Consider the following 21,013-nt stretch of genomic DNA (forward strand, 5'->3'; position numbering starts at 1 on the left):
CGCGATGCTCACCCTGAGTTCCCGCGACCCGCTTACCGGCCTGCCTGCACCGGGACTGTTAAGGTCCAAGCCCGGCGCCCTCGGCGCGGCGCTTTATACGCTGTTGTTCCTGAAGCTGCTGATCTCCTTCTCGGTACAACTGGGCATTCTGGGTGCCCTGAACTACGCACTGGATTTGCTGATGATGCCCCTCGTCGGGCTGGCCCTTGCCGTCTACTGGCAGCGCCTTGGCGAGGAGGCGAAAATCTGTGTCGGTGGCCTGCTCTGCTTTACCCTATACCTGGTCGTACAGGGTGCCTTCTACCACAGGCCCGGCGCCACTGTGATCTACTACACCCGTTTTGTGCTGCCGCTACTGCTGTACTTTGCCCTGATGTTGTGTGCGGTGAACCACCGTCACGCCAGTGCCCGCATCACCGAGAACATGGTGGCGCTGGTCTTCGTGCTCGGCTTTGCCGGCCTGCTGTTCATGCCCGACAACGTCAATCACGAGCAGACCAAGCTGCCCACCTATTTCGGCAACCTGCACAAAGCGGCCTATATATTTTCCGTCGCCCTGATCATCGGGACCCTGTGCTATCGCGCCCAGGCTCGCGGCCGCCAACTGCTGTTGCTTGGCATGATGCTGTTCGGTGTGTTCATGCTGCTGGTCGGCTGGTCCATTCGCACGCCGCTGGTACTGCTGGCGGTGTACTTCGGCATTCTCTACCTGTCCCGCTTCGGCGCCACCGGCAAGGCAACACTGTACCTGCTGGTACCCGCTGCCATCCTCAGCCTAGCCCTGCTCTCCACCGAAGTCATCGACTGGAACCGTATCTCCTCCGGCCGGCTGCACATGTGGCAGGTGAAGCTGCAGATGCTGTCCAGCGCCGACCTGTCACAGCTGGTGTTCGGTCGCGGCTTCGGCAGCGACTACATCGAGGTGGCAAACTGGTTCGGCGAGAAAGATTCACACAATAACTACCTGCAAACGGTTACTGAACTCGGCGTTGTCGGCCTGCTGTTACTGATAGCCAACCTGGTGCTGCTGTACCGGGTGCAACCCAACCGGCACGGTCGCGCACTGGTACTGGCCTACATCGCCACTGGCCTGTTCAGCAACGGCATCATCTATCGCCTGCTACCCGGCTATCTGGTGGCTGTCGCCCTGGCCTACATTGCCCTCGCCCAGGCAGCGCGCCCCCCTAACCACTCAATCTACACAGGACACAAGGGCCGACCATGACCTACCAGCGCCCCACCCGCTATTTCAACGCCGTCAGCCTCTATCGCTGTTACCGGGGCGACCCGGGCACGGGATTCACCCCACTGCGCAAGTTCGCGGAAGCGTTGAACTACTTTCTTTTCAACTGCTCCATTCCGGCCGCCTGTGTCATCGGAGATCGCACCTACTGCTCCCATCGCGGCATGTCAGTGGTGATTCACCCCCAGTCAGTGATCGGCGACGACTGCGTGATCGGTACCTGTGTCACCCTGGGAGGGCGCGGCAAGGGCATGGAGGGGGCACCGCGCATCGGCAACAACGTCTACATTGCTACCGGCGCGAAAATTCTCGGCCCGGTCAGCATCGGCGACAATGCCGTTATCGGTGCCAACAGTGTCGTCCTGCACGATGTCGCTGCCAACCAGACGGTGGTTGGCATACCGGCCACGCCCCTGCCCGCGCAGCCCCGGGACAGCAGCGAGATGGCGGCATGAGCTACTTCATCATCGGCGGCACCGAGAAAGCCGGCACCACCTCGGTCTTCGAATACCTGGCAATGCACCCGGGCGTGCGGCCGTCCCAGCGCAAGGAAACCGACTACTTTCGCCAGCCCAACTGCAGCGAGCAGGGCTACCGGGCTCTGTTTTCACCCGGCAGCGCTGACCAGGTCTGCATGGAGGCCTCGCCAGGCTACCTGGGACTGGCTCGCGATGTCGCACCGCGTATCGACGCCACGCTGTCCGGCTGCCGGCTGCTGTTTATTCTGCGCGACCCGGTTGAGCGCCTGCAGTCCAGCTACCGCTTCCATCGCAGTCGCTTTTTCATTCCGCAGTGGCTGGGTATCGACGACTACGTGCAACTTTGCATGGCCTACGACGAGGGTCGCATCGCCCTTGCGGATACCCCCTTCGACAACTCCTGGTTCCTGGATGTGCTGCCCGCCGGTCGCTATGCCGAGCATCTCCAGCACTACTTCGATCACTTCGGCGACCGCGTCATGCTGCTCGATTTCGACCAGTTGAACCGCGAGCCCGATACCGTCATGCAGCGCATCGCCGGAGCGCTGGACCTCGACGCCGGCTTCTATCGTGACTTCGAGTTCTTTCGGGCCAACGCCACCTTCCAGGGCAAGCACCACTGGCTGCACGCCCGGAGCATGAAACTCAATCACTGCCTGGAGCCCCTGCTGCGACGCTATCCGCGCCTGAAGCGACGTATCGTCGCCCTGTACCGGCGCGTGAACGGCGCCGGATTACCGGAGGATTCCACCCTGTCGCAGACTTCGGTAAACCAGCTCCGCGACTACTATGCACGCGACGTCGAGCGGGTTCGCCAGCTGCTGCGTGCCACCGGAACCCCAACCATTCACTGGAGGCACTTTCATGCCGCATAGTATCGTGACGATCAGTACCCGCGCCCCCGGGGGTATCCGTTCCGTCGTGGAGAATTACCAGCAGAGCGACGTTTTCTCGGGCTACGATGCCTACTGGCTCGCTTCACACGCCGAAGGCAGCGTTTTCTACCGCTGTGGCCTGTTCGCCAGCTGCCTGGCCAAACTGCTGTGGCTGCGACTGCGGGGGCACCGGCTCTACCACCTGCACATGGCGATGAAAGGCAGTTTCTTCCGCAAGTCGATCATCCTGTTCCTGCTCAAACTCAGCGGTGCAAGGGTCATACTCCACCTGCACGGCTCGGAGTTCGACCAGTATCACGAAACCGCCAGTGCGCCGGTGAAATGGCTGATGCGCCACACCCTGCTGGCCGCCGACTTCGTGGTAGTGCTTTCACGGCGCTGGCAGGAAACCGTGGAGGACATCGACAGCGGCATCCGCTCCCGCCTCATCTACAACTACGTAGAACCGGTGCCGGAAATACCGCTGACCGGCGCGCTGGCGATGCACCGGGCGCAGCCGGACGTGGTGCGCTACGTCTACATGGGAGAAGTGGGGCAGCGCAAAGGTATCTACGACCTGTTGCCGGCCTTCGGCGAATTGTGCAAGGTGTGCGACAAGGTCGAGCTCATCGTCTGCGGCAGCGGAGAAATAGATGCGGCCAGGGCACTGGCCCTTCAATGCGGCATAGCTGACAAGGTTACCTTTGTCGGCTGGATCTCGGGCGACGACAAATACGCCATGCTCAACAGCGCCGATGTGCTGGTGCTGCCCTCCTACCACGAGGGGCTGCCGATGGCGATACTGGAGGCGATGAGCCTGGGCAAATGCGTGGTCTCCTCGACCGTCGGCGGCATTCCCGAGGTGATCGCCTCGGGGGAGAACGGGCTCCTGCACAGCCCCGGCGATATCCCCGCGCTGGTGGAACTGCTGGGGCGGGCCGCCAATGCCCAGTGCCGTGACCAGCTGGGCCGGCAGGGCCGCAGCAGCTACTACGAACGCTTCACGCCCGGTTCCATCGTGCCGCAGATTCGCAAGCTCTATCATGAGCTCGCGTAAACTCCTGGCGGTGTGCTCCGGTGGCGGCCACCTGATTGAATTGCTGCGCCTTACGCCGGCGTTTGAAGGCTACAGCGTAGTACTCGCGTCCACCGCGCCGGAAGCCCCGGAGGGCCAAGCCATCGCGCGCTACTACCGGCTGACCGACAGCAACGCGACACAGAAACTGCGCTTGCTGCGCACCGCCTGGCAGACGGCCGCAGTAGTGTTTCGCGAGCGGCCCGATGTGGTGCTGTCCACCGGAGCGGCCCCGGGCCTCCTGGCCCTGGTCTGGGCGCGGCTGCGCTGTGACAAACTGGTGTGGATAGACAGCATCGCCAATCCGGAAAAAATGTCGCTGTCGGGTCGCATTGCCCGCCACCTGACGCCGCACTGCTACACACAGTGGCCTCACCTGCAACGCAGCGCCGGCGTGCAATACCTCGGCAGCCTGATACCGCTGAATCTGGAGCCGGGTGCATGATTTTCCTGACGGTCGGCACACAGTTGCCCTTTGACAGGCTGGTCGCCACGGTGGACGCCTACTGTGCAGCTCACCCCGGGGAGGAGGTCTTTGGACAAATCGGCGATGGCCGCTATCAGCCGGAGAATTTCGCGGCGGTTCCCTTCCTTTCTGCCACGCAGTGCCGCAGTCAATTCCGCCGGGCAGAGCTGGTCATCGCCCATGTTGGCATCGGCTCCATATTCACCGCCCTGGAATTTGCCAAACCCATTGTCATGATGGCGCGCCTGGCACAGCACAGTGAACACCGCGACAACCACCAGGAGCAGACCCTGCGTTATTTCTCGCGCCTGCAACACTGCTATCCCATCAACGATGCCGACCAGCTTGCCGACGCCCTGGTGCAGGCCCGGCAGCACCCGGAACAACGTGAGACGGTGTCCCGCTTCGCACCGGAAACCACACTGAATGCACTGCGGAAGGTATTGGCCTGACATGAACAGTTCGCCTCTGGAACAATCACTGACCTTTATTACGGGCTACCCCCGCTCGGGCACCACCCTGCTGGCCAGCCAGCTGAACCGACTGAGCAACGTGGTGGTCGGCCCGGAGAGCCAGTACTTTCGCAGCGCCTTCAAACAGCTGAAACACGCCCGCAACGGTCGCCAGTTTCTCGACACCCTGCTGCGCGACAGGCGGCTGCGCGACTTCGGCCTAGGCAATGACGAACTGCTCGACGTGGTGCGCGCCAGCGGCTTCGACCGGTCGCGTTTCCTGCACCATTTCCTGGCCGCTCACGCGCAGCGCATGGGTGTGGCGCAGCCGGCCATTTTGCTGGAGAAATCCCCGGGGCACATTCTCTATACCCGGCAGATTCTCGCCTGCTATCCCGATGCCCGCTTTATCTACCTGGTCAAGGATCCCCGCGATGTGGTGCACTCCAACCTGCAGGTGGACTGGATTCACTCCAATGTGCCGAAACACTGCGCTGCATGGAATATGTACAACGATGCCTTCGTCCGCCTTCATCGCGAGTATCCGGGCCGTGTTCACCTGATTCGCTTCGAGGACCTGGTGCTGGGCCAGCACCTGCAGCTGCGCAAAATCTGCCAGTTTCTTGGCCTGCCCTACGCCCTGGATGACAACAAGCCATCCGCGGTGGTGCCGGAATGGGAAACCCGCTGGAAGGCCGAGGCCAGTGGCGACATCGATCCCGGCAAAGCCTTTCGCTGGCAGCGCGTGGAGGATCAGCATCAGCATCGCCTGGTCAGCGCCATGACCCGCACCTACCGCGAAGTGTTCAACTACGACCGGGAACCCGAGGGCGCCCACCCACGATTCATACCCCGTGCCTGGGCCTACAATAGCTCAGCCTACAAGTCCCTGCTGCGCTTCCGGCGCATCTACCTGTAGGAGCCGCACGCCAGATGGCCAGTCTGCTACAGCGCATCGGCAACCGGGACCTGTTGCACAGGGGGGCCCAGGCCATGGTGCTGAAAGTCCTGTCTTCACTCTGCCTGCTCGGCTTCAACCTGCTGGTTGTCCACCACTACGAACCGACTCTCGCCGGTGAGTTTTTCCTCTGTATTACCCTGGTACTGGTGGCCAGCCAGTTCATCCGCTTTGGCATGGACAATGTACTGGTCAAGCAGGTCTCGGTACTGCGCAGCAGCAATGACCAGCAGCGACTGGCCACCCTGTGCAGCAGCGCTCTGCTGATAACCCTCATCGCCGGCATCGCGCTGGCATCGCTGATGTATGCTGCGGCCGACTGGCTGGCGGCTGCGCTGTTTTCCAAGCCGTCGATGGCACCCATGCTGAGGCTGATGGCGCTGGCCACGCCTTTCTATGGCGTGTGCTTACTGCTGAGCTATATCAACCAGGGCCTGTCGCGGATAGGCCTCCACATCGCCAGCCTCAACCTGGGCCAGGTGACACTGGCGTCGCTGCTGCTGGCCGGGGGGGTACACCTGGCGGGCCTGCCGGCGGGTATCGAGCTGCTGGCCGGCTCCTATGTCGCCGGTTGCGCACTGATGATGCTGTATATGCTGGCGTGCACCGCCAGGCAGGTGCAATTGGGGGCCGCCAATGTGCGCGTCGACAGGGTATTGCCGCTGGTACGCGAGTCCTTCCCGCTGTTTATCGTGGCGCTGACCCAACTGGTGATGGTATGGAGCAGCCAGCTGTTCCTGGGTGCCTGGGCCAGCGCATCCGATGTCGCGATCTATACCATCGCCCAGCGCGTGGCCATGGTGACCAGCTTTGTGCTGATGGCGGTGAACAGCGTGGTGGCGCCGCGCTTCGCGGTGCATTACCACAACGGCGAGATGCGGCAGCTGGAACAGCTGTCGCGGCTGTCGCTGCGCGTCATGCTGCTGATGGCGACGCCGCTGCTTGTTGCCATGCTGTTGTTCCCTCAGCCAATTCTGTCCTTGTTCGGGTCAGGCTATGCCAGCGCGGCGCCGGTACTGATCATTCTTGCACTGGGCCAGTTCGTCAACGTGGTGACCGGGCCCGTCGGCTACCTGCTGCAGATGTCCGGACACTACCGGCAGGTGCGCAACAATACCGCGCTGGCAGCGCTTACCGCGGTCGGCCTGAATGTCATGCTCACGCCGCAGTACGGCATTCTGGGCGCGGCGGTTGCCGCCGCAGTGGCACTGTCGGTGGTCAATCTGCTGGGGCTGTGGCAGGTGCGACGCCTACTCGGCTTCCGCCTGGCTGGCGCTATGAGGACAGCGTGATCAGCCCGCAGGCGGAGGTGCGCTGATCCCGGCCCGGAGTTCCGGCGATTGACAGTAGTCCCGCAGGTGATCGAGCGCCGCGTCTTGCCGCTCTCCGGAGGAGCAGACTTCACTCCAGGCGGCATAGGAGGCCAGCATTGCGCTGACGATATCCGGATTGCGCTGCAACGCACGGTCGATGTTCTGCAGCGCCAGTTGATGCGATGAAGCATCGAGCGCCGGCCAGTGCTCCAGCGCCAGGTCAGTCGCAAACAGTTGCACATCTTCCAGCCACGGCCCAAATCGCACCACATTGTCCAGCGCCTGGCGGAATGCCGGCCCCGGTGCGCGCTGCAGCACATACTCGGTGCGGGCAACATCCCACCAGTGATAGGGCCAGGTCGGGCGCAACTGTGCCGCGCGCTGAAACGCAGCCGCCGCGTGCCCGGCACTTTCACTGATCGTATCCAGCGGCAGGTTGTTGTTCTCGAAGCGGAACTGGTAGAGACGACCGAGGTTGGCGTGCAGTTCGGGATTGTCCGGCGCCAGTTGCAGCGCGTTGTCCAGCGACGAGCGCGCCAGCTGCCAGTCATTCTCCGAAGGAGTGTAAGTCACCGTCGCCAGCGGCGCTATGGTATCCAGAGTGGGCGGACTGTCCGTCGCCGCCTCTTCGGCCACTGCCACCGCGGCCGCCTCGGCCTCCAGGGCAGCCTGCTGCCATTGTTCCATCAGGCTCATGGCAGGCACCGATGCGATAGCGCCCAGCGTATCGCGAACAACCAGCGCTGCAGCGCCTGCTATTGCGACCAGCAAACCCGCTGCCAGCCCCTGTCCCACCCGTGTATTCATTCAAGTCTCTCCACCTGGAAGGCGCTCTGTCGTTACTTGCCGTGAATATCGCGAAGCAGCGGCGTCACGCCAGGACTGCAGCGGTCTTCCCGAAGGGCACGCAGTAATTCCCGGTGATATTGCCGCGCCAGGACCTCGGCGACATCGCTGCTGCGACTGTCACCCGGCGGTCGCTGGATGCGCTCGTCGATCACTCTGAGCAAAAGACTGTCGAGCATTGGCGACAGCGCCCCGACACCGGGGATCGCGGCGACATCCTCGCCATCGAACTGGCTGGCCGCAATCCGGTTGGGCAGGGCATCGGCCATGTCCCGTGCCCTCTCCTCGCCGACCACACGCGCGGCGGCGGCAACCCCTTCGCGCAACAGCGGGGGGCGCGCCTCAAGGTTGTGTGCATCGGTGGCGAGGATCATGGTTGCGTCCGATTCCAGCAAAGCCAGTGCCGCGCCCTGGGCCCGCTCGCCGAATCGGCCCACCACCGAGGCGGCCGTGAGTTGCATGATGCAGTCCATTTCCAGGAAGGGCGCGAGCCGGCGCGGGTCGCGCATGACGTCCTTGTTGCGTTCCGGGTGGGCGATCACCGGCCTGACCTTCATCTGCAGGAGATGCGCCACCAGCTTGTCGGCACCGAGGGGAATGTGACCGTGGGGAAACTCCAGCAACATCATGCTGTAGCCATCCATCTGCCCGAGAAACGGCACGCGCCCCTGGCGTATCAGCATCGGAATCTCGGGGGACAGACGCACTTCCGCGGCAAAGCCGATTTCAAGCGCAATGCCCCGGTCTGCCAGCGCCCGGCGAAAGCGCTGTGTACCGTCGGCTATATCCTGCGCAAAGTTCTCCCACCGCCCGGGGTGCAGGTGGGGCGTCATCACCGCGCGCTGAATGCCGTTGTCCACTGCCGCCTGCGCCAGCGCCAGGGCTTCCTCCAGGTTTCGCGCGCCGTCATCGATACCGGGCAGAAAGTGACAGTGCAGGTCTATCATGCCGGCGCCGAACTGTATGTCTCGTGATAGCCGCCATAGCCGTAGTCGCCGTACTTCTCCGCTTTCCTGATATCAAGGCGATTGAGCACGACACCGGTAATCGGCGAACGCGTTTGCGCCAGGTGGCCAAGGCCGATTTTCACCTTTTGTGCCGAGGTCGAATCTGCCTTCACCAGGTAGACAACCGAGTCCACATGGGTCGCTATCACCCGCGCATCGCTGACCGGCAGTACCGGCGGACAATCGACGATAACCCGGTCGTAGCGGTCACACAGTTCGTTGAGCAGTTCCCGCAGACGGCGGGAGGAAAGGAGTTCAAGGGGATTCGGCGGCACCACACCGGCACCGATGACATCCACATTCTGCCCTGGCAGCGCCACGATGGCGTCTTCGATGGCCGCTTTCCCGGCCACCAGTTCTGCCAGCCCCGCCCGCGCCCGGGGCAATTCGAGTTCGCCCGCTATGCTGGGCCGGCGCATGTCGGCATCCACCAGCAATACGCGCTCCAAGCGCGAGAAGGCCAGCGCAAGGCTGATGGCCGTGGTTGTCTTGCCCTCGTTGGCAACCGACGAGGTAATCATCATGGAGCGGTAAGGCTGGTCGAGGCTGGACAGTGCGATGCTGGTGCGCACCGTACGCACCGCCTCGGCGTAGCTGTTGTGCCTTTCATCCAGGAACAGGGGCTGCTGGCGATCGGCATTTTCCGCGAACTCCACCAGCGGCAACATGCCAAGCAGTGGCTGATTCAGTTTCTCCTCCACGTCGTCGGCACTCTTGATGGTATTGTCCAGCGCATCCAGCAGGAAGGCGGCCACAATACCGAGCACGATGCTGAGGAAGAACGCCAGCGCCACGAACAGGCGTTTGTTGGGTTTGACCGGGTCTGTCGGCAGAATGGCGGGAGAGATGATGCGCGCATTGACCGGCTGCATATCGTCGGTCTGGGAGGTTTCCTTTACACGATCGTAGAACATGTCATAGAGCTGCCGGTTGCTCTCCACTTCCTGCTGCAGCGCGCGCAGTTCCGACCCCTTGCGCCCCACCACGTGATAGCGCTCCTTGGCCTGGCTCAGAGCTTCGGCAATGGCAATCTCCTCCTGCTGCGCCTCTTCATAGATGGCGCGAATACTGTCGGCCACACTGCCGATATGACGGGACAGGCTTTCATTCGCCGCCGCGAGCTCTGACGCAGCCGCCACCATGCGCGGGTGCTTCGGACCATAGCGCTTGCCGAGTTCAGCCACCCTCACCTCTGCCTGGGCCGTGGCCTGGCGGAAGGTCTGCACCAGCGAATCGTTCAATACGCCGGGCAGGGAACTCAGTTCACCCGGCGATACTGCCGAGTCGCGCAGTTGCTGTACCTGCAGGTAGGCGGTCTTGGACTGGGAGACATGGCGCTGGACTTCGATAAGGCGACTGGTCAGCTCCTCGATTTCCTGCGCCGGCAGGGACTGCAGTCCGTCCATATCGACCAGCTGTTCGCGCTCGCGAAAGCTCTGCAGGCGCGTCTCCGATGCCTGCAGGTTCTGGCTCAATTCATCCAGGCGCCGGCGCATCCAGTCGCCCGCGCGCTGGGTCACATCCATGCGCGCGTCCAGCATGCTGTCGATATAGGCCTCGGCGTGGGCATTGGCGACCTGTGCCGCGAGTTCCGCATCGGGCGATTCAAAACGCACGTGAACCAGCTGCGTATCGAGAACGGGGTCGACATTCAGGTTCTTCAGGTAGGGCGCGGTCAGTTCCACCACCGGGTCGCTGACACCCTGCTCCGGCGCGCTCGCAAGAAAGGGCAGCCAACGGCCGATGCCACTCGCGCCCTCCGGTTCCGCTGCAACAAACTCCGGATGTTCGGTGAGGGAGAGACGCCGGATCACCCGCTCCGCCAGGGGGCGGGAGCGAAGAATTTCAAACTGGGTTTCGTAGTACTGCCGGGCTCCGGTATCAAAGCCGTAGACTTCTTCAATGGAGACCAGATTGGTGCTTTTGGATTCGATCAGCAGGGTAGCCGAGGCCTGATAGACCGGTGTGATCGCCAGGGTCACCAACAGCGTGATCAGGCTGACAATTCCGGCGAGCCCCAGTATCGCCCATTTCTTCCTGTCGAGAACATCCAGGTAGTGCCGGAAATCCAGCTCGTCATTCCTGCCCAGGCCTTCCCGAACCGGCAGCACCGCAATATCACGCAGGTCGTTCATGTCGTTGTCGCCTGTCTTTGCTGTCAGAAGAAGCTTCGTTTCACGGTGATCACGTCACCCGGCCGGATGGTGTAGTCCAGGCCCACCGACTGTTCGCTGGCCGGGTCTTTCGCGGGTTGCAAAGCAATGCGATCGCGCAGGGCGCGCTCGGTAAAGCCGCCAGCCAGGGCCACCACCTTCTGCACCGTCAGCCCCGGCTGGTAGGGAAAGCCGCCCGGCTGGCGCACTTCACCGTCGATATAGATCGGCCGGTATTCCTCGATCGCTACCGTCACGTCCGGGTTCACCAGGTAATCGCCCAGCAGGCCGCTGGTAATGCGCGCCTCCAGCTCCCTCACCGTCAGGCCCTCCACCTCCACTTCGCCGAGCAGGGGGTAATTGACGGTGCCCGATTCACTCAAGCGGAACGACATGCTCAGGTCAGGCTCATCGAAGACCTGGATGAGAATGTGGTCGCCCGCCCCCAGTTGATAGGCGTCGGCGCTGTTCACGCCCTGTGCCGACAGGGACAGCGACAGGGCGAGCAGGGTGGTGATCCACAGGCCGAAGGGGTTAGCAGAATTGCGCAGCATAGACAGGTCCGTCAGGTTCAAAGCGAAAAGGTGGCGCCGACGCGAATGACATTTTTGTCGTACATCAGCCAGTCGACTTCGCTGTCGCTGTCGGCGATGTCCGCACCGAGCTCAAAAGCCAGCCAGCGGCGCCACTGGTAGGTCAGCGAGAGGCGGTAATCGATAATGTCCTGCTGGCGATCGATGCCGATATAGTCCTGCTCGGTATAACTGACACTGACGCTGGACTGCAGGTTTTCCCGCCAGCCGTGGTTCCAGCCGAGGGTGTAAATCATCGTATCGATGAAGTCGCCCTCGCCGAAGGTTTCCTGTTCGGTGCGCGAGGCGTTGAGCTGGAATTCCGAGTAACTGCGGGGCAACCACAGCACATCCACTTCCCAGTCGAGCCCGGAAAAGTCATCCCGCGCGGCATCGCTGAAATTTTTCTCGACACTGCCGACCTTGACAGTGCCGCGGGTCACCCCGGATATATCCCAGGTGGCTCCTATCAGGTAGCGTGTCTCGCGGCTGTCGAGGGAGGCGGTGCCGGCAAAGGTCTCGGCGTAGGACAGTTCATTGCCCCGCACTTCCAGCAACAGCGAAGTGGCCGGCATCAACTGGTGGTAAAACGTCAGGCCGGCCTGGTAGTTGTCGTGGTCCCGGAAGCGTGTGCGGTCGCGGTGGTTGCGATATTCGGTGCTGCGCGCCCTGGCCGACAGTTTCAGGCGATTGCCCGAATCCCGCGCACCGAAGAAGTAGTCGCCGCCGAAGGAGGAAACGTTGAAACGATCCGGCTCGGTCACCGGCTCGCCATCCGGGTCAAAACCGGGTATTTCCCCGGTGTCCGGATCAATCCCCTGGGTCATGCCCTCACCGCGTCCCTGGTGCTTCAGGGAGAGATCTGCGTCGAGGGCCAGTTTGTGGCGACGGGCCAGGTCCAGGTTCATCCCGGCGCTGAAAGTGTGGTCTTCGTAATTGTCGTCACTGCTTTCCTGAACCCGGCCATAGTCGCCGCGATAGCCCAGGGTGTATGTCTGCCCGGCCAGGGCGTACTCGCCGTCCACGACCGGATTGATGCGCAGAATCCGGGTACTGACCGTGTCGTCGGGGGTAAAGAACAGGTTGTCGTCCCAGGCCAGTTCGGCACGCAGGGCAGGCGCCACGCTCAGGGGACCGTAATACCACTTGCCATCGCCGTCCTGGCTGGTAGCGGTGGCGGAGACACAACCCAGCGCCAGCGCCGCGCACAGCTGCCGGCGGCGAGCGATGCGCTCACCTCGCCTGGTGACCCTTCCCGGCGCGGTATGGGCGTGCTGATGCGGCAATGCAGCTCCTCCTTGTCAGCAACGTTGCAGTAGCGGGCGCGTCAGCAGAACAGCGCCACTGACACTGCCCGAGTCTACTCCGGGAGGCGCGACAATCCGTGTCCCAAATGGGCTACTTCGAGGAAAGGGCAGGTCAGGGCGATGCCTGACCGGAAGGGTGCCTAGTTCAGTTCGCGGGTAAAGGGCGGCAGGGAATCGAGGATGGCGCGGCCATAGCGCTTGGTCAGCAGGCGCCGGTCCGCCAGGGTGACCCGGCCGCTGTCCTCTTCGGTGCGCAGCAAGCGGCCACTGGCCTGCACCAGCTTCAGCGCCGCGTCGGGCACGCTGATTTCCATAAAGGCGTTGCCGCCGCGGGCTTCGATCCACTCGGCCAGACTGGCCTCGATGGGACTGTCGGGCACGGCGAAGGGAATCTTGGCAATCACCACGTGGTCGCAGTACTTGCCGGGCAGATCCACCCCCTCGGCGAAACTGGCGAGGCCGAAGATCACGCTGCCCTGGCCGGCGTCCACTTTCTCCCGGTGCTGGCGCAGGATTTCCTGCTTGCTGGAATCTCCCTGCATCAGGATGCGTTCGCGCCAGCGGGCATCAATGCCCTGAAAGACGTCCAGCATCTGGCGGCGCGAGGAGAACAGCACCAGGCTGGCCTCATCGGGCGCCAGCCACTCGGGCAGTTTCGCCACCAGGGCGGCGGTGTGCGCTTCGGCATCGCCCGGCTCGCAGTCCATGGGCGGCACCCGGAACACCGCGCGACTGTAGTCGAAGGGGCTGGCCACGACTTTGAAGCGGGCATCTCGCGACACTCCGGAGTGCAGGATGAAACGCTCGAAGGAGTTGAGCGCGGTGATGGTGGCCGAGGTGATGACCACCCCCGCAGCCCGCGGCCACAGGTATTCCTCCAGCAGTTCGCTGGCGAGGATGGGGCTGCAGCGCAACTCGAAGCCGTGCAGGCCGTTGTTCTCCAGCAGGGTGATCCAGCGCGCCATGGGGGGCTGCTCATTCTCGCCGCCGGTGGCATAGGCCTGCCACAGCGCCGCGGTGGCCTCGGCCCGGCTGAGCATGCCGCCGATATTCAAATGCCAGGTTTCCAGCTCGTCCTTGGTGACTTCGCTGAACTCGTCTTCCAGGGCCTCTTCCAGGGCCGACTCAATACGCGAAAGACTGTCGGACAGCGCCTGGAACTGGGCCGCCAGGGTCGCGGCAATGGGTTGCAGGGACTCGGGCACCCGCCCGTGGGGAAAGCGCAGGCGGGTCTCGTCGCGGCCGGGTTCTACCTCATCAAACAGCGCCGCCACCACCTGTTCCGCCACTTTGAGTGACCCGGTGGCACTTTCGATCTGCTCCGGCAGTTTACCCAGCTGGTGTTGCAGGCCCGACAGGGCACCCAGGATGGCAGCGCCCTGGGCCACGCTCTTGCCACTGTCCCCGAGCCAGGCCAGGGTGGTGTGAATACGACAGAAGCTGGCGAAGTGTGACAGCGCCTTATCGGGCAGGTGGTGACCCTCGTCGAAAATGTAGATGCAGTCCTCGGGCTCCGGCAGGATGGCGCCGCCGCCCAGGGCCAGGTCCGCCAGCACCAGGTCGTGATTGGCGACAATCACATCGGCGTGGGTCAGTTCCTCGCGGGCGCGGTAAAAGCTGCACTGGCTGATATTGGGGCAGCGGCGGCCGCTGCACTGGCTGTGGTCGGTGGTGGCGCCAAACCAGATCGGCTCGGGGATGGCACCGGGCCAGTTGTCGCGGTCGCCGTCCCAGTCGCCGCGCCCCAGAGCGTCGATCATCGCCGTGTAGACCGGCAGCGCCTCGGCTTCCAGCGGCACTTCAAACTCATCCGGGTACAGCGGCAGCACACCGGACTCGCCCTGTCCCTGGGTCAGCAGGCGGTCCAGCTTGGACAGGCAAACGTAGCGGCGCCGCCCCTTGGCCAGGGCGTAACTGAATTCCAGCTCGCTGTGACGGCCGATATCCGGCAGGTCCTTGCCCACGAACTGTTCCTGCAGGGCCACGGTGGCGGTCGCCACCACCAGGCGCTTGCCCAGGGCCTGGGCCACGGGAATGGCGGCGACAGAGTAGGCGATGGTCTTGCCGGTACCGGTGCCGGCCTCGATCACGCACACCGCCGGCTCGCCCGAGGGCGCTTCCCCGGGGCCGGGAATGCGGCCCAGGGCATTGGCGATTTCGGCAATCATCTGGCGCTGGCCCCAGCGCGGTTTCAGGGACTTTTTCTCCATCACCGAGGCGTAAGCCTCGCGGATGCGGTCCTTGAGAGCGTCGGTCAGCAAGGCGCGGGCGTTTTCCCGAGGCGCGCCAGTTTGCTCACCACGGCGTTGGCGTAGATGGCGAGGGCATAGGGCCGGTGGGCCTCGGGCATGGCCTCGATGCGGGCGCGGAAGGCGCTGGCGCTGCAGTCGCCCTGCTCGCGGTAGAGGCTCTCCGGCAGCGGGGCGTCTTCGCCGTGCAGCATGCGGTAGGCGTGTATGTTGCTGGGGTGAAGGCAGTACTCGGCCACGATCTGGTCATCCACCGCGGCGGCCACCGCATCGGCATCGGCATAGTCCCCCGTCAGCGGACGACCGAAGGAGACATGCACCCGCCCCTTCTGGCCGGCGATGCCGCGCCCGATGGAAGCCACATCTTCCTGCGCTGCCTTCTGATAGGAACCGGTGCTGGCGAGCTGGTGCAGCTCTTTGGCCTTGAGGGCGTCACAGGGGTCCAGCTCATAGGAAATGGCCACCGGCACGATGGCCAGTTCGCTAATATGTTCGGCAAAGCTGGCCTGCTGTTTGTCGCGGCTCATGGCCAGCATCTTGATCACCGCCGGCTCGGTGCGGTCGATGCCGTTTTTGGCCCGTCCCTCGCGCTGGGCAATCCACACCGGCGCGCGCTCCTCCAGCAAACTGTGGCGGATATAGGCCGACAGATTCCTCGAGGCGGCGAGCAGTTCCCGCGGGCCACTCACCGAGCGCTTGACGATAAAGCTCTTGTTCAGCCGCATCAGGTCCGACACCCAGGGCTTGGTCAGCAGGTTGTCGCCGATGGCGATGCGGATGGTCTGGTGGCCGCCCCGGTGCAGGGCGTAGTTGGTGAAGGCCGGGTCCATGGCGATATCGCGGTGATTGCTCATGAACAGGTAGGGGCGGGCCGGGTCGAGCTGATCGAGGCCCGAGACCGAGAAGCCTCCGGTCGTATCCTCGATCATGCGATCCATATAGGCCTTGACCACCATCTGCATGCCGTGCACGTCACTCACGCCGCGGAGCTGCCGCCCGAGGTAGTGGCGCACCAGTGGCCGACACAGGGCCGGGGCCAGTCGCGCCAGCCAGCCCAGCCGCAGGCTGGCCAGGGCGTCGAGCAGCTCCGGATCGTGGGTCAGTCGCGCCAGTACCGCAGGCACTTCCTCGTCGCGGTAGGGGCGGATGTCGGCGAAGGGGTCGGTCAAGCGGGGTTCTCTCGGAGCAAAGCGCGCACCATACCCAAATTCAGGGGTCGAGTCATCAAGCACAGGTGACCACCACCGGAAGCTTCTGCTAATCTTTGCGGCGCTGAACAACACAAAAAGGAAGACACATGGACGCCAGCTCAGCCGCATTGATGACCTTCGGAGTAGCCGCCCTGCTGACCAGTTGGGTATTGCTGCTGGTCGTATCCTGGAAGGAGGACTATGCCTGGGGCCTGTGCGCGGTGCTGCTGCCGCCCTTCGCCTACCTCTATGGCCTGTTTCGCCTCGACAAGGCCGGCCAGGCCCTGCTGGTCGCCATCGTCGGCTGGGTTCTGATCGGCCTGGCCTGAACCCGCATCGGGCTGGCGCGGTACAAGCATCCAGCCCACTGTTACCTATCTCCCCACCACAATGGGGAAGGTTACAAATCCGTAACGTTCTATCGGGTCAACTTCACCTAGAATGCCTGTGTCACGACTTGGGCGCGTCTGCGCCTGCCGGTCCGCCGGTCCATAGTGAACTACACGCATTTTGAGGAAGAGAGCATGAACCTGATCAAAGTGACCGCCGCGGCAGCCCTGCTGACCGTATCCGCCGGCAGCTTTGCCGCCAAACCCACCAGCATCGTGTTTCAGGCCAATGGCGAAACCAGCGATGGCACTCCCTATGCCGAGTACGTTGTAAAGTGCTCCAACGGCAAGCAGATGCCGCTGACCGCCTGGGACAAACGCCGCAAGTGGTGTGTTGGCGAAGCCAGCACCGATGGTTGCGAGAAGAAGCAGATCAAGGCCGCCAAAGCCGCCTGCGACGCTTCCTGATTGCCCGGTCGGCGCCTGCAGCAGGCAGGCGCCGACTGTTTTCCAGTCCCTCCCGTTCGATCAGTCTTCCAGATAGCGCCGGCGCAGTTCCGCCAGCTCCCGCTGTCCCACACCCATCACGTCTTCAAGGTAGCTTGTGATATCCGGATAGTCCTCCCGGATCGCCCCCAGTGCCGCCCCGAGATAGGCCTCGTCCACCTGCAGCATCGGCAGGATGGCGGCGCTGTCTGAGCTGGTCAGGCCGTATTTCTCCCGCACTCTGGCCACTTCCTTTTCGGCATCGTAGAAGCGACTGCTGAGCAGGTAGTCGCGCATCACCACCGCCTCCGGCACTCCCAGGGCCAGCAGCATCAACGCCGCGGCAAAGCCGGTGCGATCCTTGCCGGCGGCGCAATGCACCAGGTAGCGGGCGTTGTCCTGGTCGAGAATGGCCTCGAACATGCGCCGATAGACCGTCGCCTCCTCGCGCGCCAGCTCCCGGTTCACCGTGACCATGAAGTCGAACATGACCTCGGGGCCCGCCACATGGCCACCGGCGTCCTGCAGGAAGCCGGAGTTGTTGCCCGGCTGGATCGGCAGGCTGTGCACCTGCGGCGGCCGGCGACCCGGCAGGCGCGAGGGTTCACTCTCCTGCTCCATCTGCTGGCGAAAATCGAAAATCAGGTCCAGTTCGAGGGTGTCCAGCAGCGCCAGGTCGGCGTCATTGAGGCGCGCCAGGTGACCGGAGCGAAACAGGTAGCCCCAGCGCACCCGCTGGCCGTCCGCCGTATGGTAGCCGCCAAAATCGCGGAAGTTTGGGCTGCCGGCCAGCCCGAGGCGGCGCTCGGTCGCCAGCACTTCGGTGCCAAACTCGTCCCGCAGGCGAAAGAAATGACGGCGCGAAGCCGGCAGGCCGCTGATCCGGGCCCTGGAGGGCTCAATGTAGTGGGCCTCGAAGGCGGCGCCATCATCGGCCAGCGCCTCCACCGACACTCTGGTCGCGGGGTCGCTGGCCTGCCACTCGATGTGGTATTCCCCGTCGGGGTCGCGCCAGATGTGTACAGCTTCACTCAACAACATGTGGGATCCATCAATGCTTCAGGTTTACGGACAGGATAGGGCCTCTCTGTGACAACCGGCGCAGCGCCGGGTTCAGTCAGGTCAGGACAGCAGGTGGTGACCCCGGTACTCAAACACCGCCTGCAACAGGGTTTTCACCAGCTTCAGCTGCTGCTCCATGGCGCATTCACTGAACGGGTCCTGGCCCAGCAGGTCGCGGTACATCGGCGCCATTGTGATGTAGGACATCACCAGGTTGTTGAAGGCCATCACCGCCCAGGGCTGCAGGGCGGCGTCCCCCAGCACCGGCCCGGGCTCGTCCTCGAAGGAGCGGCTGCTATCGAACATGGGCCGGAACAGCTGCTCGATCAGGTCGCTGGTGCCCGGCCCCCCCGACAGGGCGGCGTGCTGCAGCAGGCGCGCCAGGTTGGGATTGGCGTGGTGCTGGCGCACGATGGTCTCCAGCCACTCCAGCACCCGCTCGTGGGTAATGGGGCCGGCCCGCAGTTCGGCGATGGGCCCGGAAAAATCGGTCACCAGGCGCGCCATCACCGCCCGGTACAGGGCTTCCTTATTGCGGAAATGGTTGTACAGGCTGGGCGAGCGGATGCCGACCCGATCCGCCACATCGCCGAGGGAGGTGGCGCTGTAGCCGCGCTCGGCGAACAGGTCCTCCGCCGCATCGAGGATGCGCTCCGCGGTTGAGGCAGGGGGAAGGTTGTCGGCGACAGCTTGATCGGACATGGACGGTACCGGGCAGAATTGAACTAACGGACGTTAGTATACTCCTTGCGACCAGCGCCACCACCGCCCCTGTACTTTCAAGCGGCAGCCCCAGCCACTATGCTGTGGCTGGTTCAAAAAACAGCAGCTGCCGCCATCTACACCGCAGCGATACCCAGAGGACACAGTGATAGCCCCGCAGCCACCCCCAGGGCCGAATATGCACAAACCCGGCAAACGCGGCCTGGCCCGCCTCGCGGCGGCCACCCGCCACTCCCGCGATGGCCTGCTCGCCGCCTGGCGCAGCGAGGAGGCCTTCCGCACCGAAGCCACCCTCGCCCTGGCCTTCCTGCCGCTGGCCTTCGTGGTCGGTGCCGACCTGTCCCACCAGCTGATCCTGGTGGTGTGCTGCGCGCTGGTCATCCTGGCGGAAATCCTCAACACCGCGATCGAGTCGGTGGTGGACCGTATCGGCCCGGAGCACGATCCCCTGTCGGGCCAGGCCAAGGATCTGGGCTCGGCGGCGGTGCTGGTGTCACTGCTGCTGTTCGCCCTCGCCTGGAGCCTGTCCCTGTGGCAGTGGTGGGCCAGCTGAGGGCCGCGCGCAGCTGTTGACAAGTGGGCACTGAATATGAATAATCGCGCCTCTTTGAATTTTGACCCCTTATTCGAGCTTTAGAGGACAGACACCGTGGCCAACTCACCGCAAGCCAGAAAACGCGCCCGCCAGGCCGAGAAACGTCGCAGCCATAACGCCAGCCTGCGCTCCCTGGTCCGCACCCAGATCAAGAAAGTCGTTGCCGCCATCGGCACCGGCGACGCGGAGAAGGCGAAAGAGGCCTATGCCTCCGCCGTGCCCGTTATCGACCGCATGGCCGACAAGGGCATCATCCACAAGAACAAGGCCGCTCGTCACAAGAGCCGCCTGAACGCCAAGGTGAAAGCCCTGGCCGCGTAAGCGCTTACCGCTTTCCACAAAAAAGCCGGCTCAACGCCGGCTTTTTTGTGTCTGTCGTTTTCCTTCAGCTCGCCTTGCGGGCCTCCTCGTCCTGCAGGGCGTGGAAATTCTCCACCATGCTCTGCTCGTAGCTCTGCGCTTCCCGGGTGTCCAGCGGACGTTCCAGCGCCGCCCAGTCGATGTCGCCGTCGGTGGCGGCGTTTTCGAACTCGAGCATACCCAGCTCCTCGAACTTGGGCCGGATTTTGTCGGTCAGCAGGCCAATCCGCTTGAGGTTGGGTATCACCCGCTGGAACAGCAGGTTGCGGAAGGTGGACATGACGAAGCCTTCCAGTACCTGCTTGCGAGTGGCCTCCACGTCCCAGCCGAAGTGCTGGAACACATCGGTGGCCACCAACCGCTCGCGGCTCACCACACAGGCTTCATAGGCGAACTGGGCGCGCTCCTCGCGCTCCTCGTCGCTCAGGGTCTTCACGAACTCTTCCAGATAGTTCACCCCGAAGGTCACATGGCGGGCCTCATCGCGGATCACCAGGTACACCACATCCTTCAGCACCGGATCCGGGGTGGTCTCGCGGGTGGTGTTGAAGGCGGACAGGGCCAGGCCCTCGATCACAATCTGCATGCCGATAAACTTCATGTCCCAGCGGGCATCGGTGAGGATCTTGTCGATGATGCTCTTCAGGTGGGTGTTGATCGGGTACATCAGCCCGATGCGCTTCTGCAGGTACTTGTTGAACACCTCGACATGGCGCGCTTCGTCGAAGGTCTGGGAACCGGCGTAGAGTTTGGCGTTCAGGGTCGGCGCGCAGGAGCAGAGCTGGGAGGCCACCAGCAGCGCGCCCTGCTCACCGTGCAGGAACTGGGACAGGCTCCAGGCGTTCATGTGCAGCCAGAATTCCTTGCGGCCGGCCTCGTCCAGATCCAGGTAGGGCTGGTAGGTATGCAGGTTCATCAACTCGGGCATGCGCTGCTCTTCCGGCCAGGGGCGGTCCCAGTCGATATCGACTTCTGGATCCCAGTTGAGCTGCTTGCCGAGGTCGTAGAGTTTCTTGATGCGGTCGTCCTGCACCTTGTAGTCCCAGTTGTAGGAACCGGTGAGGGGGGTCTGGAAAATTTCCGCAATGTAATCGACGTCGCCGCTGGTGAGCAGATCCTCCAGATCGGGGTTGTCACTGGGGAAGTCCGCCCCGGCAAATTTCTGGATTTTGCGGGGACTCTGCTCTTTCCACTCTATGCGCATGGCACATCTCCTTAATGTTATGGATGCCGTTGTCCACACTATGGGAGAGCAGCGCCGGGTCAACAAGGT

General features: G+C 63.4%; 22 protein-coding genes. 12 read left to right on the top strand and 10 right to left on the bottom strand.

Annotated features, from left to right (window positions below):
- Positions 1 to 4: 4 nt before the first annotated feature.
- From FVW59_RS14065 to FVW59_RS14100, 8 genes are read left to right on the top strand one after another with little or no spacing between them, the layout of a single operon-like run.
- The gene (locus FVW59_RS14065) at positions 5 to 1,225 is read left to right on the top strand and encodes a hypothetical protein (RefSeq protein ID WP_148064989.1); all 1,221 of its coding nucleotides are present in this window, start codon (positions 5 to 7) and stop codon (positions 1,223 to 1,225) included.
- Positions 1,222 to 1,698 carry a serine O-acetyltransferase gene (locus FVW59_RS14070; protein ID WP_148064990.1) on the top strand — a complete coding sequence of 159 codons (477 nt, stop codon included), beginning with the start codon at positions 1,222 to 1,224 and terminating at the stop codon, positions 1,696 to 1,698. The genes FVW59_RS14065 and FVW59_RS14070 overlap by 4 nt, the downstream gene beginning before the upstream one ends.
- The gene (locus tag FVW59_RS14075; RefSeq protein ID WP_148064991.1) at positions 1,695 to 2,597 is read left to right on the top strand and encodes a sulfotransferase domain-containing protein; all 903 of its coding nucleotides are present in this window, start codon (positions 1,695 to 1,697) and stop codon (positions 2,595 to 2,597) included. The genes FVW59_RS14070 and FVW59_RS14075 overlap by 4 nt, the downstream gene beginning before the upstream one ends.
- Positions 2,587 to 3,654 carry a glycosyltransferase gene (locus tag FVW59_RS14080; protein WP_187275896.1) on the top strand — a complete coding sequence of 356 codons (1,068 nt, stop codon included), beginning with the start codon at positions 2,587 to 2,589 and terminating at the stop codon, positions 3,652 to 3,654. The genes FVW59_RS14075 and FVW59_RS14080 overlap by 11 nt, the downstream gene beginning before the upstream one ends.
- Positions 3,641 to 4,117: a hypothetical protein gene (locus FVW59_RS14085; RefSeq protein WP_187275897.1), complete on the top strand. Its 477-nt coding sequence runs from the start codon at positions 3,641 to 3,643 to the stop codon at positions 4,115 to 4,117. The genes FVW59_RS14080 and FVW59_RS14085 overlap by 14 nt, the downstream gene beginning before the upstream one ends.
- Positions 4,114 to 4,590: a glycosyltransferase gene (locus FVW59_RS14090; RefSeq protein WP_148064994.1), complete on the top strand. Its 477-nt coding sequence runs from the start codon at positions 4,114 to 4,116 to the stop codon at positions 4,588 to 4,590. Before FVW59_RS14085 ends, FVW59_RS14090 begins: the two co-directional genes overlap by 4 nt.
- Position 4,591: 1 nt before the next feature.
- Complete coding sequence (locus FVW59_RS14095) at positions 4,592 to 5,509, top strand: sulfotransferase family protein (protein WP_187275898.1); 918 nt, start codon at positions 4,592 to 4,594, stop codon at positions 5,507 to 5,509.
- Positions 5,510 to 5,523: 14 nt separating this feature from the next.
- A complete protein-coding gene (locus FVW59_RS14100; RefSeq protein ID WP_148064996.1) occupies positions 5,524 to 6,840 on the top strand; it encodes a flippase in 1,317 nt (438 codons plus the stop codon).
- On the opposite strand, the gene FVW59_RS14105 is transcribed toward FVW59_RS14100, so the two are convergent.
- The 7 genes from FVW59_RS14105 to FVW59_RS14135 all read right to left on the bottom strand — a co-directional run bounded on the left by FVW59_RS14105 (position 6,841) and on the right by FVW59_RS14135 (position 16,164).
- Complete coding sequence (locus tag FVW59_RS14105) at positions 6,841 to 7,668, bottom strand: hypothetical protein (protein ID WP_148064997.1); 828 nt, start codon at positions 7,666 to 7,668, stop codon at positions 6,841 to 6,843.
- A gap of 32 nt (positions 7,669 to 7,700) precedes the next feature.
- Entirely contained in the window at positions 7,701 to 8,654 is a 954-nt protein-coding gene (locus FVW59_RS14110; RefSeq protein WP_187275899.1) for a tyrosine-protein phosphatase, read from the bottom strand.
- Entirely contained in the window at positions 8,651 to 10,849 is a 2,199-nt protein-coding gene (locus tag FVW59_RS14115) for a GumC family protein (RefSeq protein WP_148064998.1), read from the bottom strand. The genes FVW59_RS14110 and FVW59_RS14115 overlap by 4 nt, the downstream gene beginning before the upstream one ends.
- A 23-nt stretch (positions 10,850 to 10,872) precedes the next feature.
- Positions 10,873 to 11,421: a polysaccharide biosynthesis/export family protein gene (locus FVW59_RS14120; protein ID WP_148064999.1), complete on the bottom strand. Its 549-nt coding sequence runs from the start codon at positions 11,419 to 11,421 to the stop codon at positions 10,873 to 10,875.
- A 17-nt stretch (positions 11,422 to 11,438) separates the two neighbouring features.
- Positions 11,439 to 12,725: an outer membrane beta-barrel protein gene (locus FVW59_RS14125; RefSeq protein WP_148065000.1), complete on the bottom strand. Its 1,287-nt coding sequence runs from the start codon at positions 12,723 to 12,725 to the stop codon at positions 11,439 to 11,441.
- A 161-nt stretch (positions 12,726 to 12,886) separates the two neighbouring features.
- Positions 12,887 to 15,007 carry an ATP-dependent DNA helicase DinG gene (gene dinG / locus FVW59_RS14130; protein WP_148065001.1) on the bottom strand — a complete coding sequence of 707 codons (2,121 nt, stop codon included), beginning with the start codon at positions 15,005 to 15,007 and terminating at the stop codon, positions 12,887 to 12,889.
- Positions 15,001 to 16,164 (bottom strand): 1-acyl-sn-glycerol-3-phosphate acyltransferase, encoded by a 1,164-nt coding sequence (locus FVW59_RS14135; RefSeq protein ID WP_148065002.1) that lies wholly within the window; start codon positions 16,162 to 16,164, stop codon positions 15,001 to 15,003. The genes dinG and FVW59_RS14135 overlap by 7 nt, the downstream gene beginning before the upstream one ends.
- 128 nt (positions 16,165 to 16,292) lie before the next feature.
- Between FVW59_RS14135 and FVW59_RS14140 the strand changes: the two genes are divergently transcribed.
- Positions 16,293 to 16,514, top strand: a complete 222-nt coding sequence (locus FVW59_RS14140; RefSeq protein WP_148065003.1) for a hypothetical protein — start codon at positions 16,293 to 16,295, stop codon at positions 16,512 to 16,514.
- 195 nt (positions 16,515 to 16,709) lie between these two features.
- On the top strand, positions 16,710 to 16,982 hold the full coding sequence (locus FVW59_RS14145; protein ID WP_148065004.1) for a hypothetical protein: 273 nt from the start codon (positions 16,710 to 16,712) through the stop codon (positions 16,980 to 16,982).
- Between the two features lie 60 nt (positions 16,983 to 17,042).
- On the opposite strand, the gene FVW59_RS14150 is transcribed toward FVW59_RS14145, so the two are convergent.
- Complete coding sequence (locus tag FVW59_RS14150) at positions 17,043 to 18,041, bottom strand: tyrosine-protein phosphatase (protein WP_148065005.1); 999 nt, start codon at positions 18,039 to 18,041, stop codon at positions 17,043 to 17,045.
- 81 nt (positions 18,042 to 18,122) lie between these two features.
- A complete protein-coding gene (locus FVW59_RS14155) occupies positions 18,123 to 18,764 on the bottom strand; it encodes a TetR/AcrR family transcriptional regulator (RefSeq protein ID WP_148065006.1) in 642 nt (213 codons plus the stop codon).
- Positions 18,765 to 18,963: 199 nt separating this feature from the next.
- Between FVW59_RS14155 and FVW59_RS14160 the strand changes: the two genes are divergently transcribed.
- The gene (locus tag FVW59_RS14160) at positions 18,964 to 19,338 is read left to right on the top strand and encodes a diacylglycerol kinase (RefSeq protein WP_148065007.1); all 375 of its coding nucleotides are present in this window, start codon (positions 18,964 to 18,966) and stop codon (positions 19,336 to 19,338) included.
- A 96-nt stretch (positions 19,339 to 19,434) separates the two neighbouring features.
- Complete coding sequence (rpsT, locus tag FVW59_RS14165; protein ID WP_148065008.1) at positions 19,435 to 19,701, top strand: 30S ribosomal protein S20; 267 nt, start codon at positions 19,435 to 19,437, stop codon at positions 19,699 to 19,701.
- Between the two features lie 64 nt (positions 19,702 to 19,765).
- Here the strand turns inward: rpsT and FVW59_RS14170 are convergent, their stop codons facing one another.
- Positions 19,766 to 20,944: a ferritin-like domain-containing protein gene (locus tag FVW59_RS14170; protein WP_148065009.1), complete on the bottom strand. Its 1,179-nt coding sequence runs from the start codon at positions 20,942 to 20,944 to the stop codon at positions 19,766 to 19,768.
- Positions 20,945 to 21,013: the final 69 nt, after the last annotated feature.

Source organism: Parahaliea aestuarii (assembly GCF_008064635.1).
GTDB classification, from domain to species: Bacteria; Pseudomonadota; Gammaproteobacteria; order Pseudomonadales; family Halieaceae; genus Parahaliea; species Parahaliea aestuarii.

Excerpts from the sequence above, each read along its gene's own strand:
- FVW59_RS14095 (WP_187275898.1), top strand. The coding sequence starts at position 4,592 with ATGAACAGTTCGCCTCTGGAACAATCACTGACCTTTATTACGGGCTAC.
- FVW59_RS14145 (WP_148065004.1), top strand. The coding sequence starts at position 16,710 with ATGAACCTGATCAAAGTGACCGCCGCGGCAGCCCTGCTGACCGTATCC.
- FVW59_RS14170 (WP_148065009.1), bottom strand. The coding sequence starts at position 20,944 with ATGCGCATAGAGTGGAAAGAGCAGAGTCCCCGCAAAATCCAGAAATTT.
- FVW59_RS14090 (WP_148064994.1), top strand. The coding sequence starts at position 4,114 with ATGATTTTCCTGACGGTCGGCACACAGTTGCCCTTTGACAGGCTGGTC.
- FVW59_RS14075 (WP_148064991.1), top strand. The coding sequence starts at position 1,695 with ATGAGCTACTTCATCATCGGCGGCACCGAGAAAGCCGGCACCACCTCG.
- FVW59_RS14100 (WP_148064996.1), top strand. The coding sequence starts at position 5,524 with ATGGCCAGTCTGCTACAGCGCATCGGCAACCGGGACCTGTTGCACAGG.
- FVW59_RS14080 (WP_187275896.1), top strand. The coding sequence starts at position 2,587 with ATGCCGCATAGTATCGTGACGATCAGTACCCGCGCCCCCGGGGGTATC.
- FVW59_RS14115 (WP_148064998.1), bottom strand. The coding sequence starts at position 10,849 with ATGAACGACCTGCGTGATATTGCGGTGCTGCCGGTTCGGGAAGGCCTG.
- FVW59_RS14160 (WP_148065007.1), top strand. The coding sequence starts at position 18,964 with ATGCACAAACCCGGCAAACGCGGCCTGGCCCGCCTCGCGGCGGCCACC.
- FVW59_RS14085 (WP_187275897.1), top strand. The coding sequence starts at position 3,641 with ATGAGCTCGCGTAAACTCCTGGCGGTGTGCTCCGGTGGCGGCCACCTG.
- FVW59_RS14120 (WP_148064999.1), bottom strand. The coding sequence starts at position 11,421 with ATGCTGCGCAATTCTGCTAACCCCTTCGGCCTGTGGATCACCACCCTG.
- FVW59_RS14105 (WP_148064997.1), bottom strand. The coding sequence starts at position 7,668 with ATGAATACACGGGTGGGACAGGGGCTGGCAGCGGGTTTGCTGGTCGCA.
- FVW59_RS14155 (WP_148065006.1), bottom strand. The coding sequence starts at position 18,764 with ATGTCCGATCAAGCTGTCGCCGACAACCTTCCCCCTGCCTCAACCGCG.
- FVW59_RS14065 (WP_148064989.1), top strand. The coding sequence starts at position 5 with ATGCTCACCCTGAGTTCCCGCGACCCGCTTACCGGCCTGCCTGCACCG.
- FVW59_RS14070 (WP_148064990.1), top strand. The coding sequence starts at position 1,222 with ATGACCTACCAGCGCCCCACCCGCTATTTCAACGCCGTCAGCCTCTAT.
- FVW59_RS14140 (WP_148065003.1), top strand. The coding sequence starts at position 16,293 with ATGGACGCCAGCTCAGCCGCATTGATGACCTTCGGAGTAGCCGCCCTG.
- FVW59_RS14150 (WP_148065005.1), bottom strand. The coding sequence starts at position 18,041 with ATGTTGTTGAGTGAAGCTGTACACATCTGGCGCGACCCCGACGGGGAA.
- FVW59_RS14110 (WP_187275899.1), bottom strand. The coding sequence starts at position 8,654 with ATGATAGACCTGCACTGTCACTTTCTGCCCGGTATCGATGACGGCGCG.